Annotated in this window: 29 protein-coding genes and 2 pseudogenes; 2 read left to right on the forward strand and 29 right to left on the reverse strand. The window is 26.1% G+C overall.

All coding sequences use genetic code 4. From position 1 onward, the window contains the following. Positions 1–88 precede the first annotated feature (88 nt). Positions 89–379, forward strand: coding sequence for a hypothetical protein (locus tag ABNT63_RS08030; protein WP_348735257.1), 291 nt, complete (start codon positions 89–91; stop codon positions 377–379). Between the two features lie 18 nt (positions 380–397). Here the strand turns inward: ABNT63_RS08030 and ABNT63_RS08035 are convergent, their stop codons facing one another. The 24 genes and pseudogenes from ABNT63_RS08035 to ABNT63_RS08145 form a co-directional block, all read right to left on the reverse strand. Beyond that, on the reverse strand, positions 398–583 hold the full coding sequence (locus ABNT63_RS08035) for a hypothetical protein (protein WP_348734963.1): 186 nt from the start codon (positions 581–583) through the stop codon (positions 398–400). Positions 584–587: 4 nt separating this feature from the next. Continuing rightward, the gene (locus ABNT63_RS08040) at positions 588–1,049 is read right to left on the reverse strand and encodes a hypothetical protein (RefSeq protein WP_348735258.1); all 462 of its coding nucleotides are present in this window, start codon (positions 1,047–1,049) and stop codon (positions 588–590) included. Then, positions 1,049–1,234 (reverse strand): hypothetical protein, encoded by a 186-nt coding sequence (locus ABNT63_RS08045; RefSeq protein WP_348735259.1) that lies wholly within the window; start codon positions 1,232–1,234, stop codon positions 1,049–1,051. Before ABNT63_RS08045 ends, ABNT63_RS08040 begins: the two co-directional genes overlap by 1 nt. A gap of 87 nt (positions 1,235–1,321) precedes the next feature. Next, positions 1,322–1,384: pseudogene (locus ABNT63_RS11405) on the reverse strand (hypothetical protein); the annotation flags it as partial. A gap of 167 nt (positions 1,385–1,551) precedes the next feature. Beyond that, positions 1,552–1,716 carry a hypothetical protein gene (locus tag ABNT63_RS08050; RefSeq protein ID WP_348735260.1) on the reverse strand — a complete coding sequence of 55 codons (165 nt, stop codon included), beginning with the start codon at positions 1,714–1,716 and terminating at the stop codon, positions 1,552–1,554. Continuing rightward, a complete protein-coding gene (locus ABNT63_RS08055; RefSeq protein ID WP_348735261.1) occupies positions 1,700–2,353 on the reverse strand; it encodes a hypothetical protein in 654 nt (217 codons plus the stop codon). Before ABNT63_RS08055 ends, ABNT63_RS08050 begins: the two co-directional genes overlap by 17 nt. Before the next feature lie 233 nt (positions 2,354–2,586). Further along, positions 2,587–2,760 carry a single-stranded DNA-binding protein gene (locus tag ABNT63_RS08060; protein WP_348735262.1) on the reverse strand — a complete coding sequence of 58 codons (174 nt, stop codon included), beginning with the start codon at positions 2,758–2,760 and terminating at the stop codon, positions 2,587–2,589. 2 nt (positions 2,761–2,762) lie between these two features. Next, entirely contained in the window at positions 2,763–2,900 is a 138-nt protein-coding gene (locus ABNT63_RS08065) for a hypothetical protein (protein WP_348735263.1), read from the reverse strand. Between the two features lies 1 nt (position 2,901). Next, positions 2,902–3,048: a hypothetical protein gene (locus tag ABNT63_RS08070; protein WP_348735108.1), complete on the reverse strand. Its 147-nt coding sequence runs from the start codon at positions 3,046–3,048 to the stop codon at positions 2,902–2,904. A gap of 34 nt (positions 3,049–3,082) precedes the next feature. Next, positions 3,083–3,247: a hypothetical protein gene (locus tag ABNT63_RS08075; RefSeq protein WP_348735264.1), complete on the reverse strand. Its 165-nt coding sequence runs from the start codon at positions 3,245–3,247 to the stop codon at positions 3,083–3,085. A gap of 9 nt (positions 3,248–3,256) precedes the next feature. Further along, positions 3,257–3,541, reverse strand: a complete 285-nt coding sequence (locus ABNT63_RS08080) for a hypothetical protein (protein ID WP_348735265.1) — start codon at positions 3,539–3,541, stop codon at positions 3,257–3,259. Between the two features lie 528 nt (positions 3,542–4,069). Further along, positions 4,070–4,258: a hypothetical protein gene (locus ABNT63_RS08085; protein WP_348735266.1), complete on the reverse strand. Its 189-nt coding sequence runs from the start codon at positions 4,256–4,258 to the stop codon at positions 4,070–4,072. 366 nt (positions 4,259–4,624) lie between these two features. Next, positions 4,625–4,837: a hypothetical protein gene (locus ABNT63_RS08090; RefSeq protein ID WP_348735267.1), complete on the reverse strand. Its 213-nt coding sequence runs from the start codon at positions 4,835–4,837 to the stop codon at positions 4,625–4,627. A 5-nt stretch (positions 4,838–4,842) separates the two neighbouring features. After that, complete coding sequence (locus ABNT63_RS08095; RefSeq protein WP_348735268.1) at positions 4,843–5,259, reverse strand: hypothetical protein; 417 nt, start codon at positions 5,257–5,259, stop codon at positions 4,843–4,845. Positions 5,260–5,310: 51 nt separating this feature from the next. Then, positions 5,311–5,442, reverse strand: coding sequence for a hypothetical protein (locus tag ABNT63_RS08100; protein WP_348735269.1), 132 nt, complete (start codon positions 5,440–5,442; stop codon positions 5,311–5,313). Between the two features lie 88 nt (positions 5,443–5,530). Next, positions 5,531–6,253: a hypothetical protein gene (locus tag ABNT63_RS08105; protein ID WP_348735270.1), complete on the reverse strand. Its 723-nt coding sequence runs from the start codon at positions 6,251–6,253 to the stop codon at positions 5,531–5,533. Next, complete coding sequence (locus tag ABNT63_RS08110; protein ID WP_348735271.1) at positions 6,153–6,728, reverse strand: hypothetical protein; 576 nt, start codon at positions 6,726–6,728, stop codon at positions 6,153–6,155. The genes ABNT63_RS08105 and ABNT63_RS08110 overlap by 101 nt, the downstream gene beginning before the upstream one ends. A 117-nt stretch (positions 6,729–6,845) precedes the next feature. After that, positions 6,846–7,148 carry a hypothetical protein gene (locus tag ABNT63_RS08115; protein ID WP_348735272.1) on the reverse strand — a complete coding sequence of 101 codons (303 nt, stop codon included), beginning with the start codon at positions 7,146–7,148 and terminating at the stop codon, positions 6,846–6,848. Positions 7,149–7,245: 97 nt separating this feature from the next. Continuing rightward, positions 7,246–7,518 carry a hypothetical protein gene (locus tag ABNT63_RS08120; protein WP_348735273.1) on the reverse strand — a complete coding sequence of 91 codons (273 nt, stop codon included), beginning with the start codon at positions 7,516–7,518 and terminating at the stop codon, positions 7,246–7,248. 12 nt (positions 7,519–7,530) lie between these two features. Continuing rightward, positions 7,531–7,767, reverse strand: a pseudogene (locus tag ABNT63_RS08125) (ABC transporter ATP-binding protein); the annotation flags it as partial. Beyond that, positions 7,758–9,200 carry an ABC transporter ATP-binding protein gene (locus ABNT63_RS08130; protein ID WP_348735274.1) on the reverse strand — a complete coding sequence of 481 codons (1,443 nt, stop codon included), beginning with the start codon at positions 9,198–9,200 and terminating at the stop codon, positions 7,758–7,760. The pseudogene ABNT63_RS08125 and the gene ABNT63_RS08130, both read right to left, overlap by 10 nt. Before the next feature lie 111 nt (positions 9,201–9,311). Next, positions 9,312–9,773, reverse strand: coding sequence for a MarR family winged helix-turn-helix transcriptional regulator (locus ABNT63_RS08135; RefSeq protein WP_348735275.1), 462 nt, complete (start codon positions 9,771–9,773; stop codon positions 9,312–9,314). A gap of 83 nt (positions 9,774–9,856) precedes the next feature. Then, the gene (locus tag ABNT63_RS08140) at positions 9,857–10,336 is read right to left on the reverse strand and encodes a hypothetical protein (protein WP_348735276.1); all 480 of its coding nucleotides are present in this window, start codon (positions 10,334–10,336) and stop codon (positions 9,857–9,859) included. Continuing rightward, positions 10,323–11,126: a CNNM domain-containing protein gene (locus ABNT63_RS08145; RefSeq protein WP_348735277.1), complete on the reverse strand. Its 804-nt coding sequence runs from the start codon at positions 11,124–11,126 to the stop codon at positions 10,323–10,325. Before ABNT63_RS08145 ends, ABNT63_RS08140 begins: the two co-directional genes overlap by 14 nt. A 297-nt stretch (positions 11,127–11,423) precedes the next feature. Here ABNT63_RS08145 and ABNT63_RS08150 point away from each other — a divergent pair, with 297 nt between their 5' ends. Beyond that, positions 11,424–12,071: a hypothetical protein gene (locus ABNT63_RS08150; RefSeq protein ID WP_348735278.1), complete on the forward strand. Its 648-nt coding sequence runs from the start codon at positions 11,424–11,426 to the stop codon at positions 12,069–12,071. A 34-nt stretch (positions 12,072–12,105) separates the two neighbouring features. Here ABNT63_RS08150 and ABNT63_RS08155 read toward each other — a convergent pair whose 3' ends face one another. The 5 genes from ABNT63_RS08155 to rpmI all read right to left on the reverse strand — a co-directional run bounded on the left by ABNT63_RS08155 (position 12,106) and on the right by rpmI (position 16,514). Further along, on the reverse strand, positions 12,106–12,891 hold the full coding sequence (locus tag ABNT63_RS08155; RefSeq protein ID WP_348735279.1) for a MurR/RpiR family transcriptional regulator: 786 nt from the start codon (positions 12,889–12,891) through the stop codon (positions 12,106–12,108). Positions 12,892–13,208: 317 nt separating this feature from the next. Then, positions 13,209–13,898, reverse strand: a complete 690-nt coding sequence (locus ABNT63_RS08160) for a DeoR/GlpR family DNA-binding transcription regulator (protein WP_348735280.1) — start codon at positions 13,896–13,898, stop codon at positions 13,209–13,211. Positions 13,899–14,018: 120 nt separating this feature from the next. After that, complete coding sequence (uvrC, locus tag ABNT63_RS08165; protein WP_348735281.1) at positions 14,019–15,800, reverse strand: excinuclease ABC subunit UvrC; 1,782 nt, start codon at positions 15,798–15,800, stop codon at positions 14,019–14,021. A gap of 135 nt (positions 15,801–15,935) precedes the next feature. Continuing rightward, positions 15,936–16,295: a 50S ribosomal protein L20 gene (rplT, locus tag ABNT63_RS08170; protein ID WP_114565167.1), complete on the reverse strand. Its 360-nt coding sequence runs from the start codon at positions 16,293–16,295 to the stop codon at positions 15,936–15,938. A gap of 24 nt (positions 16,296–16,319) precedes the next feature. Further along, on the reverse strand, positions 16,320–16,514 hold the full coding sequence (gene rpmI / locus ABNT63_RS08175) for a 50S ribosomal protein L35 (protein WP_348735282.1): 195 nt from the start codon (positions 16,512–16,514) through the stop codon (positions 16,320–16,322). Positions 16,515–16,537: the final 23 nt, after the last annotated feature.

Genomic DNA, 16,537 nt, shown 5'->3' on the forward strand with positions numbered 1-16,537 from the left:
CGGTTATATAGTTTAATTTATAAATTATTTTGTTCTGAAAAGATGGATGGCCACTGTTTGAGTAAGGATGAGAAAGGAAGTAAAAAAAATGTTAAATGATACATTAATGATTGCTTTACTTGTATTAGCGGGTGCTGGTGGAATGGGTAGTCTTGGTATTCTTGGATTATCTGCTAAAAAAATTAAAAAATATAAAGCAGAAATTAGAGAATTAAGAACTGCTGTTATTGCCCACGAAAAACATTTACGAGGATCTGAATATGCAACAGAATTAGCATTAAAAACAGGTCAAATTAAAAATGTTAAAAAGCAAGTTAAAGTAAACAAAAAAAAACAAGAACAAAAAGATGCTATTAGACAACTAACAAATAGTATTTAAAAAAATAACCTTAATTGGTTATTTTTTTATTTTTCCTTTATTATGTTTTATATAAAAATTAATAAGATGTTCTATTCGTTGTGAATAAGTAAAGTCATTGAATTCATTTCAAACTTTTTCTTCATTTTCATTTAAGTAAACATTAACATTTCGAATTAATTTAGAATAATATTTTCTTGTTTTTTGATTAAATGAATGTTTCATAATATTATCTTTCATAATTAGCAATAATAATAGCATCGCGTAAATGATTACTTATATTTTCATTATTATATTTTCAACCTTTACCATATTGATAAGTTAAATTAGCATATTTTTCAAATTTTCATATACAACTATCATTATATTTGCTCAAATTTTCCATATTTTTAAGAACTGATTTAGTATGGCGTGGTGATACTCAATTGATATTTAATAATTTTTCTGTTTTATATTTAATTGCCCCTATAAGTTTTAATAAATCATCTCTATCTTTACTCGCATTAGCAGATGTATATAAACAATCTTCAATATTAATAATTGCTTCTGCTCTTAACTCATCTAAAATAATATTGGTTTGTACAATTCAATCACGATTTGTATATTCATATTTATCAATTAATTTATTATCTTCAAAAAAAGCAATAGCCGTAGTACCAGTTCCTGATGGGTTAATACCTATTTTTATCATTATCTTAAAAATCTTTCTTTAAATTGATAATAAAAATCTTCGCTTTGTTTTCTAATCAGAACTGGTGATAATTTTTCAACATTTAATTCTTCTTTTAATCAATTTTTATCTTTTGAAATAATATCTTGTTCTATTTTTGTATTTGTAATAAAATTTTTAATATTATTAAAATGCTGTTCACTCATTCAATTTGGATTTGAATTGTTAATAATTTCTGTTTGTTCTTTTTCTTGCTTAGAATTAATTTTACTTATTTCACTATTATCGGGGTCTAATTCTTCGGTTGGTAAACCTAATAATTTACTTAAAACATATTTAACTCCATAAGTTAATATTGACCCATACTTTTAGCGGGGTCAGTATTTTTACCTGTAAAAGGTCAATAAGTTTTAATTTCTTCTGTTTCTTTACATAAAGTTAATTCCATTTCAAAATACGGGATATCATTAATTACTTTTAAAGTATCTTTTACATAACTTCAAATATATGTAATATGATGTTTTTAAAATTCTTTTTTAACTAATTCTAATACTTGTGCTTCACCAAAATAGTTATACATTACTCTATCATTCATTTGCATTGTTTGATTTTTTTCTAAATATAATGATAAATCGTGTTGTATTTCACCAATACTTGCTATTAATGTTTTTTTAGTTTCTTGTGGCATTTTCTCATTTCTCTCTTTCTTGTCATATTAAAATTGCTTCTTTAATTTGTTCTAAATTTTGTTTAGTAATATCAACTTTTTCTTTAATTACTATTTTTAATTTTGGATTTATAATTATCATTAATATTTTTTTATTATCTATACAAAAGTCTTTTTCTAATAAATAATAAAGTTTTAATTGTCAAATATAGCGTTCAATATCTGTTTTCTCATTAGAACTAGTAATTTTTCAATCACATATTATATATTCATTATCAGTTGTTATTCCAATAAAATCAGTTGTCCCACACATTAAAGGACTATAAAGTGTTTTTTCAGTTTCATAATATTTAAATTTAATATCTTTAAAAGTTTCTTGATATAGTTTTGTAAAATTTTTAAATAATTCACGATGTGATTTTATTTCACAATCAATAAATTCAATGAATTCATCATCAAAATTATTTTTTATTCAAACATCAATCATATTATGTAAACATATTCCACGAGTTTGTGCTAATTTTAAAATATTCTCATCAATTTGTGAAAAATTTTTTGGCACTAAAATATTAACAATTTTACTTACACTAGGTATTAAAATACTATACTTATGTAATTCATCATTAAAAATATATAAAGGTTTTAAATCTAATCTCATAAAATTGTTTCATCATTACAAATATGTTGATTATCATTATTAAATAATTCTTTTGTCTCAGATGAATTAAATTCTATTTTTTCTTGTGGTTTATTAGATTTTTTTAAATCATTATTTGTATGTAAAAATTCATAATTAGATACTTGAACTATTCAATGTATTTTATTATCCTTATCTTTAAAAGATTGTAAAACACCAGTAATTGCTATTTGACTACCTTTTTGACAATATTTTTATAAAGTAATTGCTTGTTTATTTCAAACTTGACAAGGTATAAAATCAGTTTCTTTTTGTTTTGAATATGGACGAGTAATTGCTAAATTAAAAATAGTATATTCTTTTCCATTACTTGTTTTCTTAATTTCAATATCTTTTGTTGTTCTACCAATTCCAATAAATTTATTCATTATTAAATTTCCTCCAAATTCTTTTCTTCAATTAAACTATCAATATAGTAATAAGCACTTTCTTCTGAATGACATTCTTCTAATGCTTCATTAAATAAGTCTTCTTCGGTATAAACTTTTTCATCTTCATCTTTATACATATTATTCACATCCTTGTCATTTAATATTTTCATTTTCTAAATCAATAATTGTTGTTAATCATTCATTTTCATTTTCAACACTAGCAGTAAGTTTTGCTTCTTTTAATGTATAAAACGATTTAGTTAGAACTTCATTTTCATATTTCATTACTAATAAGTATTTTTTTCCATAATTATTTCTCCTAATGTTGTTTACCTAATGCTCAATGTTCATCAGTCATATTTTTAAATGAAACTAAATAACTTTTACGCATTAATTCATTTAATTTATTTTCTTGATTGCATTCTTTATGAAAACAATAACCTCAATATCTTTGTTTAAGACAAGTTTTATTTAACTTTTTCATAAAAACCTCCTAAATTATTCCTTTGATTTTTTTGTCAATTTGTAATATTTTTCATCCATCGGATGCTAAATCTAAAATATCGTTAATTTTATAATATTGCATATATGAAACAATAACATCTCACTTGTCTTTAAATAAATTTAAGTACATTTTGGCTCATTCTAAACATTGCAAATCATAATGCTTTTTATGATGTGAAATACGACAATTAATAGATTGACAATTAACTCAATCAAATGATGTTGTTATTTCATTTCAAGTTTTATTAATATACAAACTTTTATATTCTGTCATTTATTTTCCTCCTATTTTTAACTCGCTGGCACTCACTCCCAAGTGAAAGTGCCAAGCGAGAATTAGTTATATAAGTATTTATCTATTTACTTACTACGCCATCCGCCTTAGTGGGGTGAGCGGTGGTGGTATGTTAATTGTTTGAATATTTAATAATACACAGTTGTTTTTTCTTTTTGCCGCCAGAAAGTTTTCTCTCTCTTCATCCGCACCATTTCAGGTCAAAGCGTTCAGTTTTTAAAATAAATTCACTTGCACTTTGAAGAGCCTAGTGCTGGCTTTGTGGTTTGTAAAACCGCTGCCACTTCTAAAAAGTAATATCTATCGCAAATTTATTTATAAAGTGTCCATCTCAATATTTATTGTCGTTTGATGTTGACTTCGCACTTATCACGACTATCGCTTGTTAAAGCGTCTATTATTTCCGGACTGATTACCGTTGGGCTAGACCGCCTCTGGTGGGAATGAGTTTAAACTCATGTTCTTATGAAAGCACTTAGTTATTTAAAATAACAGTCCCACACTGCATTAAATTGTTTTATAAAATTTAAGTTTTAAAAAACCCGTTTCTCAATCAAAAATAATTTTTGAATTTTCTAATCGTTTATAAAATCGTTTTTGTTTTTTATTTTTTGTCCGATTTAATAAATCTTTATGTTTTTCACAAGTTCATAAAACCTTATTTGATGAAAACTCTTCAGCAGTTATCAATATCACAAATTTGTTGTTGCTTATTTTTCATTACTTACTCCTTTCTTTTATTAAGTTTTTTTATTAGCAAATTAATTAACTGAAACAGAGAAAGGACAACACCTTAAAATTGGAGAAAAAACAGGTACACTTTGTAAAGATTTCTAAGATATTTAATAAATGTGTAAACAACTTAAAGAGGGTATCAAAAAGTTGTAATAAAAGTTTCTATTTTAAGATTTTAAAACGCTGTCCTTTCTATGAATCAATTAATAATTTTGGTTTTACAAATAAAAAAACCATTTTAGTAAATGGTTTAATTATTATTCTTATTCAATTTCTATGTATTTGTTAAAACCCTTCTTTTTTACATGCGACCTAAAATTGGAAATACTAACCGTAACGCGGTTGGTCTTTTCAAAATGCTAATTTATTTGTACGCATAAAGAAAATCATTAACATATGCAATAATGCCTCTTCCGTAAACATTGTTGTTTGAAATTGAAAAATTAATTTTGCATTATTGCCTTGATTTGGGTCAACACTTCATATTAATGCTAATGATGTTAATATAATACCCATCACAACAAAATTTAAAACACTCATTAACGTTACAGATGGTCCATTTCATAATGTAAATGATAAAATTCCTTTTGTGTCTCTCAACTCCGTGGTTTTTGAATATATTCCGGATTAACAGTATCAAAAACAACTGCTACTTGCGAAAAATCAAATAATAAATTTTGAAATAAAATTTGAATTGAAGTCATTGGGGCAAAAGATAACCAAGCTGAAGCAATTAGCAAACTTAACATCAAACCAAAATTAACAGCAACTGTTACTTTAATATATTTAATAATATTGGCAAAAATACTTCGCCCTTCAATAATTCCTTGTTCTAATACTAATAGTGATTTTTCTAATAAAATAATATCCGAAGCTTCTTTTGCAATATCAGTAGCATTATTAATTGAAATCGCAACATCACTTTTGCGCAATGCTAATGCATCATTAATTCCATCACCCATATAGCCAACCTTGTGTTTATTGCTTTGTAAAGCAGTAATAATTTGAGCTTTTTATAGGGGGGTTAATTTTGCAAAAATATCATAGTTTTCAACTGCAATTGATAATTGTTCTGCTGTCATATTTTCAATTTCTTCTCCAACTAAAACTCCCCGAACTTTTAAATTAATTTTATTACAAACCACTAAAGTTGTTTAAGGAGCATCGCCAGTTAAAATTTTCATCTTTACTCCATATTTATTCAGTAATTTTAGTGTTCCTTCAGCATCTTTTTTAATAACATCAGTAAATGATAAAAAACCAAGAAAAATTAAATCTTGTTCATCTGTCAAATTTTTTTTTTTTTTTTGCAATTAGTTTATAAGCTACAGCAATTAAACGAACACCTTGTTGATTTAATAACAATAAATTTTCAATAAGTTTTAGTTTTACTGTTTTATCAAGTGGAAAAACTTGTTGCTCAATCTCATAGGAATGACAAAGATCAAGCATTTCTTCTACTGATCATTTGGTAACAATCATTTGTTGTTCATCGTCTTTTGAAGTCACTAATACTGAAACTCTACGGCGAATAAAATCAAATGGTATTTCATCCAATAATTGATAAGTTGTTCGTAAACTTTTTGTATAATTAACTTTTGGATAACTAATAATTGCATTATCAATTTGATTTTTCATTTCTAACTGAAAATAACTATTTAAATAGTCATATTTTAAAACTTTTGGAGCATTAACTTGATTAATGCTATGATAACTTTGTAATTCAATTTTATCCTCAGTTAATGTTCCTGTCTTATCCGTACATAAAACATCAATTGCTCCTAAATTTTGAACTGCATCAAGTTGTTTAATTACAACTTTTTCTTTTGCTAAATTTTTGCTTCCCCGGGTCAAGTTAGCAGCAACAATTACTGGCAACGATTCGGGAGTTAAACCAACTGCTACAGACAATGTTAAAATTAAAGCTTCTAATCCATTGTCCTGTTCGAATGCCATTTAACACTAGCACAATTGGTACCATAATTAAAATAATTAGAATAATTAAGCGCGTAATTTTTTTAATTTCTAAATTAAAACTATTTTCTGTTGGTACTGCTGCTAATTGTTCATTTAACATTCCTAAATAAGTATTAACACCTGTTTTTAAAACTACCACAACAGCGGTTCCTGCAACAATACTATTTCCCATAAACCAAAGATTTGATAAATCAAAAATTTGATGTGGTGCAGCATTCGCAACAATTGTTTTAAAAACAGGTGTTACTTCACCAGTTAAAACAGCTTGGTTAACTGACAAATTTTTAGTATAAATAATTCGAACATCACAAGGAACAATATCACCTGTGGAAAGATAAATTAAATCACCAGGAATTAATGTTTTTGATTCTACTTTAACTGCTTTTGCAACTAAATTCGGTAACATTGTTTCATTAACTGTTGCAAAATGGTATTCCCCTGTTCGAATTACCATTGAAGTTTTTTTTTACTAATTGTTGTAATTCTTTTATTGTTCGAAATGCTTTATAATCTTGTCCTAATGAAATTGTTGCGCTTAAGGTCATCATAATGGCAATAATAATTGCACTAGCTAAAGATAATGGATCATGAAAATCTTTAACAAAAAAGTTCCTAATTGAAAACCAAAAATTACAATTAATAATAAATTAAAAGAATTAACAATTGTCAAAAAAATATTTTTCATTCAATTAAATTGTTGTGGTTTAATTGCAGTTTGACCTGCGTGAGCTAAGTATTGTTTAACTTCATCATTATGATAACCAATTTTTTGATTAGGTAAATTTGCAACAATTTCAGGAATGGTTGCTTGGGCAAGTGCTTGATAATCAGTAAAAATTTTAGTTTCATTAAATTGTTGGTTCTTTTTTGCCATAATACCAAGCCCTCCATGATTATGGTTTAATAATATCATAATTTAAAAAACAAATTTGTTAATAAAAACACAAAACAATTGTTTTGTGTTACTTATTTTATGTCATTAAACCAGCTTCGTATAATCGTTTAAAACGTCCTTCAACTTTTTTTAGTTCATCAAAGGTTCCACTTTGAACAACTCCATTTCCTTTTTCTAAAACTAAAATTTGATCAACATTCTTAATGGTACTTAAACGATGAGCAATAATAATTGTTGTTATACCTTTCATTAGGTTATCTAATTCCGCTTGAATTTCTTTTTCAACAATATTATCTAAAGCACTTGTTGCTTCATCAAGAATTAAAATTTCAGGATTTCGTAAAAACATTCGCGCAATTACTAATCGTTGCTTTTGCCCTCCTGATAAAATAAAACCACGCTCTCCTAGTAAAGGATTAAACCCTTCTGGTAAGTCAATAATAAAATTATATAATTCTGCTTTTTTTGCTGCTGCTTCACATTCAGCATCAGTTACTATAAAAGTTCCATAACGAATATTATCGTAAAAACTTCCGTAAATAATTTGTGGTTCTTGTTCAACATAACCAACATGGTCTAAATATGATTTTAAATTAATTTTTTTAAATTTTGATTATTATTAACATAAATATTCCCTTTTGTTGGATCATAATATCGTAATAATAATTTTGAAATTGTTGATTTTCCAACACCTGTTTCTCCAACAAAAACATAACTTTTTCCTTGGTGAAAATGAAAATTAAAGTTTTCTAAAATATATGGTTCATCTTCATCCGCCGCATCATATTTAAATCAAACTTTGTCAAAGACAATATCACCACTAATTTCTTTTAATGGTGGTGTGGTTGCATTAATATTAATGTTAGGAACTTCATTAAAAATTTCTGCAACACGAGTTGCTGATGTTGATGCTGTTGCTAAATTAGCTAGTAATCGAACAACTTGAATAATTGGAAAAATTAGGGAATTAATACTCATTGTAATTGACAACATCACAGTTGGGTATAATCGATTATTGTTAACAAAAATAATTCCAACAATTAATGCAATTGTATTCATACTAGTCAAGGTTGTTATAACAAAAGCAATTACAATTGATTGTACTTTAATAGCACGCATACTAACTTTATAATATTCTTTATGAATTTTATTAAAACGTTCTTTTTCATATTCATTTGTACCTGTTGCTTTAATTAATCGAATTGCATTAATCCGATCATTAACATCACCATTAACATCAGAGACCACTTTTCGTTGTTTATACATTAACCGACGAATAAAAGTAAAACCAAATGAAGTTAATAATAAAATTCCAAATGATATTCCTAAAATAATACCAGCTAATTCCGCAACAGTTGCACTTCCATCAAGATAAACAAAATTACCATCTTGATCAATAACTGGTTCAATCCCGCGTGGACCATCTTGGTATTGCAAAACACGGTTATCTAAAGTAAACATAATCCCAATACTACCAATGAAGGTGAAGAAAGCATTTAAAAAATTTTGTGGAACTTGAAATGCTTGGTCACTTAAAATTTGCGTATCAGAAATTAATTTAGTTAAAATATCACCCATTTTTTTATCATGATAATAATTCATATCTAAATCAACTAATTTATTTAAAACTTTAATTCGAATATCAATTTCAATTTTTCGTGAAATTGACCCACCAACTAAACTTTGTAAATATAAAAACATTCCTGAAACAATAAAAGTTCCGGCAAAACCAATTGCTCAGTATAGTAATGTTCCTCATGGCATCACAGGATCATTAATACTTGAACGCTTTGACATTCTCGTTGTCAATTCCATCATAACAATATTTGTTAATTTAGGTAAGGCAACTGTAATTCCACAAGTAATAATAATAAATAAGATTAAACATAATCAACGAAATCAAAATTGTTTATAATAAATTGATAATAATTTAAAAAATCCCATTGGGGTGGCTTTTGGCTTTTTAATTGGCAACGGTTCTTTTTTTGTATTATTGCCAGTTAAATTTAACCCATCATTTTTTTCTCTCATCATAAACTCCTTTTTGTGCATTTTGTTAAGTATTTAACAAAATAATTATACGAATTCTAAAAAATATTACAAGTTATTTTATTAATATTTGTTAAATATTTAACATTTTATTTAAGATGTAGACCCTTCTTTTTTTAGCAACTCAACTATCCTTCCTAAATCAGCTAGTAAAGTTTCATATCGTGGTTTTGATAAAATTTGCATAATGCGTTGATCTAATTGATTTACTAAATTAAAAACAATTGGTTTTAATTTTCATCACTTTTCAGTTAAGGTTAAATAAATAATTTTTTTATTATTTTCTGGGCGATTTTTTACAACATAACCCTTTTGTACTAATTTTTTTGAAACAATCGTAATATTTGCCCGTGATTGATTAACAACTTGTGCTAATTCATTCATTGTATAGTCAGGAAACCGTTCAATTAAAATTAATAACCAAATATTAGAAATTTGAAAATCATAATAACCTTGTTTTTGTAGTTCATTTTCAATTTGCTGTGTAAATGCTTTGTTAATAAAAACTAAATAATGAAAAAGTAATCCACAACATATTTCATTTTCTACTTGCATTTTTTCCAGAATAATCCTCCTCCTTATCATTAATTTTTCTATATTTCTTATCTTTTTTTATCTTAACATAGAATAAATTAATGTTAAGTATTTAACAAAGATAAATAAAAAATGTATTTAAAATAAATACACTTTTTTTGCTTTCAACGTTCTAAATCATGAATTGAATTATTATTAGTTAAAAATTCAATTTCAAAAATAATATTTTTGGAAGTTAATTTGCCTTTTTTCTCATCATTTACGCGAAAAGCATAATTTTGATAAACAAATTCTTTAATTTTATTTTCTGATTTTGTTAAATCATATCCTGTTTCCTTAATAAATAATTGATATAATGTTTTACCTGTACTTTCTGGTGGTGCTGCTAAATGCAAATATTTTTGAAATACTTTTTTAATCGAAGTACTACCATGAATTCAAAGCATATGGTGATCAATTTCTTTTACTTGCCCAGTTTCATCATCTTCATCATAAATTTCACCAACTAATTCTTCTAAAATATCTTCCAGTGTAACGATTCCAAGAAAATTATTACTATCTTCATTGGTACTAACAACTGCCATATGAACTTGTTCTTGTTGAAATAATTCTAAAGCATCATCTAATTTTAAATAACGAGAAAAAAATTGGTTCAGAAACTAAACTTTTGATATCAACTTCTTGATGATCAATAACGGCAATAAAAACATCTTTAATGTTTAAAATTCCAATTACTTTTTCAGTTTCTGGAACTAAAACAGGAATACGCGTAAAACGTTCTTGCTTATAAAACCGTTGTAATTCTCGTCATGAAATATTACTATAAATTGTTTTAACTTTTTCCTTTGCTGTCATAATTGAACCAATTGTTTTTTCATCAAAAGTTATTGCTGATTCAATTAGTTCTTTCTCATTTTTTCTAAAACACCTTCTGATTCAATTGTTGAAATTAATTCTAACAATTCATTTTCTGTTGTTAAAACACCATTTTTTTTGTTTATGAAAGGTTAACAACCAAGTAAAAGTAAAAGGATAAAACAAAATTTTTCAGATTCATAAAATATAAGCTGAAAAAATTGAAAACTTTTCAGGAAAAGCTTTAGCAATTGTTTTTGGTAATAATTCACCAAAAATTAAAACAGTTAAACCAATAATTCCTGTTGCTACTCATGTTGCTGTTTCAGCATTGATAATCAAAGACGCAAAAAATAAAGTTCCAATTGTTGCTAAAGCCGTATTAACTAAAGTATTTGCAATTAAAATAGTTGCTAAAGTACGATCATAATCTTTGACCAATTTATAAACTTGTTTTGCTCGACGAATTGTTTTATTTGTTGCTCTTTTTTGCCATTTACTAATATTCTTTTTTGCCATTTGTTTTAAACGAATAACATTAATTGAGGTAATAGCTGTTTCTGAAGCCGAAAAAAACTTGAAAAAATTAATAAAATAATCATTATTGGAAGTAACACAGCCAATGCGATGGTCATATCCATTATCATTTACTCTCCTTTAAAATCTGTATTACTTTTTATCATTATATACTTTTCTCTCATAATTATCTACTAAATAACACCATAAAAATATTTAGATTTAACTTTAAAAATATAAAAAATAATGTATAGTTATAGATAGACAATTATATAAAATAATTCTTGGGGAGGAATAGAAATGAAAAAACTGCTAAGTACAATGGCAGCAATGACACTCGCAACAACAACAGCAACAGCAACAATCGCTTGTTCAAATCAAAATATGGCTTATTACAACCAATTCATCAATGGTATAAACAATAAAGAAAGTTTTATTTTTATGGTTTCAGCAAAGAATTGCATTCATTGTCAAAATACAACAGATACAACAATTCCAAATTTATATAATAAAAATGGCTATGGTAATGATAAATATGACAAGTATTTAGCAGGTAATTTTGGTGCCCAATATGCTTTAAAAACATATCCGATTAGTTCTGATGAACAAGAAAAAATTAAAAACACTCGCTTAATTATTACTGATAACATTAAAGATTATAATGGTATTTGAAAAGAAAAATGAGCAAAAAAAATTGCTGATTGAATTGTAACACAAGAGCGAAATGCTCATAAAATTAATGGTAAAATTGACAAAACAATTACTGCTGATTCATTAGGATTAACTGTAACGCCAATTTACGTCTATATTAAAAATGGAAATTATGTTGGGTTCGAAACTGGTGACGTTGGAAACTTACAAACGGGGGCCAATTCTGACTTATGAATGAATCGTTTTATTAAACATATGGTCTTAGAAGATTGAGATATTGATCATAATAAATCATAATAAAAAATACTCAGACAACTTGCTGGGTATTTTTTTAATTAATCATTGTTAAAATTGCATTAAAAATAATAAATAAATGATTATAAATAATTTGGTGAGTATACATTTTGCGCCGATCATTAATAATAATCGGTGTTTTTGTTGTTAAATTAGTTTCTATAATCGGTGAATTTTCTTTTAAAATAAATTTAATATTATCTAACGGTAAAGTTTTATCAGTATGTTTTAAAACATTAAATAAATAAGTTTGATCTGTATCAATAATAATTCAAATTACAAGATCATCATCTCTTAATTGTTCTAAAAATTTTTTAGCAATAAATTCATGTGTTGTTACACTTACATCAAAACCAATTCCTAACAATTGATGATAAAAATTAATTAATAAATCTAAATGTGTATGTTCACCAATCAAATAAATTTTTTTTGTTGTTTTTAGCATTGTTTTTAATTTTAAAATTGATGATAAATTTTCATTTAATAATTTTGTCATCATTGCACTATGGTTTGATACTAAATCATTAACAGTATTTTTTGATGGATTAAGACGATAAAACTGATTAAGTTTTTTTAAATTATCTAATTCATAGCGAAAAAAAATATAAAATTCTTTTCATCCTGTAAAACCTAAACTTTTACAAAACTTTGTCACCGATGAAACACTTGTATGTGATGTTTCTGCAACATCATTAATGATAAAATTTTCATTTGATACTTTAGCAAAATTTAAAATAGCTTGTGCAATAATACCATTAACAATATCATCATTACGATTAATAATTTCCTCTAACTTCTCAAGAATATTAGTTTTTAATTGCATATTACCCACCTATTCATTCCATGGTTTAATCCCTTCAGATTTCAATTAGATTTTAATAAAATTTAGATAACAATGGAATGAAAAAAATTTGAGAGTTTAATGAAAATATTTTCCTAATCTACCTCATCGGTACGGTCTTTTACTACTTCCTCAATTTTTGCTAGCACAGTAAATAATTCTTCAAATTCAAACTTTTCAATTTTGTTACATACATGTGGACATTATTTAAATCCATTTTAACCTCCTTTCAAGCAAAAAATTACCATCCTAAGTTAACTTTTCCTTGCAAATATAAAACTTTGTTTAACAACAAAGTTTTATATTACTTTAACATTAAAATCATATTGTTTCATAACTTCTGGTTTGTCCGTTACTAAATATGAAACATCTTTAACGTCATAAAATTTAAAAAACCCAACTTTATCAAATTTTATACTATCAGCTAATAAAATTTTAACTTGAACCCGTGCTAAGGCTGCTAATTCAACCCGCGCTTCTTCTTCATTACTTTTGAAAACAGCGCCAGTTTTATCAATTGTATTTGCTGAAAAAATAACTTTTGAAAATTGAATTAATGATAAACTTTCCTCACAAAACGAACCATAAAAAGCTTGTGATTTTTCTCGTAATTTGCCTCCAAATAAGACATTATATTGAACATTAGGATTATCTTTTGCCAATTGTAAAATTCGAAATGAATTAGTGACAATTTTTATTGGTTTATCAATTAAAGTAACAAAAATTTCACAAGTTGATCCTGCTCCGACAAAAATAACATCATTTTTTTCTAACAAATTTATTAACTTTTTTCCGATAATCATTTTTTTATCAAAATTAATACTACTTGTTCGAACATTAATATTACATGTTTTATTATGAACTCCTAAAAAATTAATACCACCATAATACATTGTAATAATTCCTTCATTTTCAAGTTCTTTTAAATCACGGCGCGCAGTTGTTGCTGAAATATTATATTTTCGAACATATTCAAGAACATGATTCATTTCGTGAAAAAGTTTTTGACACAAATATGCTAATAATAAATCTTTTCGTTGGACTCGATGGATAATTCTCTACTCCTTTCATTGTTTAATTCTGTACTTAATTATTATACCGAAAAAAAGTTATTTACCAAAATGTTCCAAAAATTTTCTTAAATTTTCAATAAGTTTTTTATTATGCAATAATTGATATAATTCAGCATCACTTGCTTTTTGAATTGCACCAATACTTTCAAAATGGTGATTTAATAATTTAATTCGTTGTTTTCCAAACCCTGGGATTGTTTCTAGAATACTTGTTGTCAAAGCTTTTGTTTGCCGGCGGCGAAAACTAGTAATTGCAAAATTATGAACATCATCTTGCATTCTTGTTAAAAATAAAAATAAACGGCTACTTTTATCCAAATATACTTTCTCTTTTTTTAAATTAAGTAAATGGTCAGTTTTATGATGATCATTTTTAACTAAACCAATCACGGGAATTGATAAATCTAATTTTGCTAGTTCTTTTAAACAAGCATTAACTTGTTGAATCCCACCATCCATAATAATTAAATTAGGAAGGGCTTGTTCTTCTTGAATAATCTTTTGATAACGACGAGCAACAACCGCCGCAATACGGTGCATATCATCTTGATATGGAATTTCTAAATTATACTTACGATAATCATTTCGTGATGGACGACCATTTTTATAAACAATAACCCCACCAGTCACAAACTCATTATTAATATTAGCAATATCAATCATTTCAATTAAATATGGTAATTCTGATAAACCTAATAGCATTTGTAACTCTTTTAAAATTTCAGCATTATTTAATTCTCGTTGGGCAGTTGTCTGGTATTGGACATAAGATTCATAACTATTTTCAGTCGCTAATTTCATAATTGTTTTTTCAATTGATGTTTTAGGATGAAAAACACGATTATCAAATAACAATTTTAATTCTGGTAATGCAATTGCTTCGTTAACAATTATTTTTGTGGGTAAAATATTTTTTTGATAAATATTTTGCAAGTATAAGCGGTATAATTCTTGGTAATCTTCAGCAAAATCAAGATGATAATATTCATAATCTTTATAGCTTAATTTTCCAGCACGATAAAATAAAGTTGTTAACACTAAATGCTCAGTAGTTTGATATAAACTAATCACATCTAAATCATCATTTTGATTTAACATTTCAACTGTTTGTGATGATAAAGTTCAATCTAAGTTTCGAATTAAAACTTTTAATTTATGTGCTTCTTCAAATTGTAAGTTATCTGCGGCTTGAAACATTCGTTTCTCTAGTAGTTTTTTTGTTTCAGTAAAATTACCTTTAAAAAAATTATGAATTTTTTTAATCATTTTTGTATAATACTCTGAAGGAACTGATTTAAAACAAGCACCTGAACATTGATTAATATGATAATAAAGGCAAGGTTTTCCAAGATTTCCTTTACAACGACGTAAAGGATATAATCGTTCTAAGACTTTAATAATTTCCCGCGCATGACTCCCTTCTGGGAATGGTCCATAATAGCTAGCATATTTTTGATGAACATTACGAACATACAAATATTGAGGGTCTTTTTCTTTTGTAATTACAATATAAGGATAATGTTTATCATCATTTAACAAAATATTGTATTTTGGTTTGTACTGCTTAATTAAATTATGTTCTAAAATTAGTGCTTCTTTTTCAGTTTTCGTAATAATTGTTTCTAAACTAACTATTTCTTGAACTAAGCTGGTTGTTTTATAATTATACACTTTGTTAAAATAAGAACTAACACGACTTCGTAAGTTTTTTGCCTTTCCAACATATAATACTTGATGATAATTATTGTAAAATAAATAGCATCCTGGTTTAGTTGGTAAAATCTCAACTTGCTCTTTTAACGATAATTTTTCTGACATTTTTCATTCTTTCCCTTATGTTTGTTAATATTTTATTCTTAATTAAAACAATTAGCAACTCATCATAAAAAATCCAAGATAAGAAAACGGACTTAATATTAAAATAAAAAACTACTTTTCAGAAAAGTAGTTTTGTTAATTTTTTAACGCTTGTTTTGATTTTTCTACTAACACTTTAAATTCACTTGGATTATGAATTGCTAATTCTGATAACATCTTACGATTTACTTCAATGTTAGTTTTATTTAAACCATTCATAAATTGTGAATACGACATATCATGTTCACGTACTGCAGCATTAATTCTTTGGATTCATAATGAACGAAAATCTCTTTTACGTTGCTTACGATCACGAAAAGCATACGCTCATGATTTCATTACTTGTTCTTTTGCTTTTTTGTAATGCGTTGATTTTGTTCCAAAATATCCTTTTGCTTCTTTAATAATTTTTTTACGACGTTTTCTTGTTGTTGGTCCGCCTTTAACTCTTGCCATTTGTTAATACTCCCTTCTCTTTCTTTATCCTTGTAATAGTTGTTTTAATCGACTCTGATCAGTTTGATCCATTAAACCAGCTTTACGTAAATGACGTTTTTGTTTTGTTGTTTTATTTTGGGCTAAATGTGAAGTATATGCATGCGAAATCTTTCATTTTCCTGTTCCTGTTATTTTAACTCTTTTTGCTAAAGATTTTTTCGTTTTCATTTTTGGCATAAATTTTCCTCCTTGTCTTTTCT

Origin of the sequence: Spiroplasma endosymbiont of Ammophila pubescens, assembly GCF_964020965.1 — a bacterium.
GTDB lineage: Bacteria > Bacillota_I > Bacilli_A > Mycoplasmatales > Mycoplasmataceae > Spiroplasma.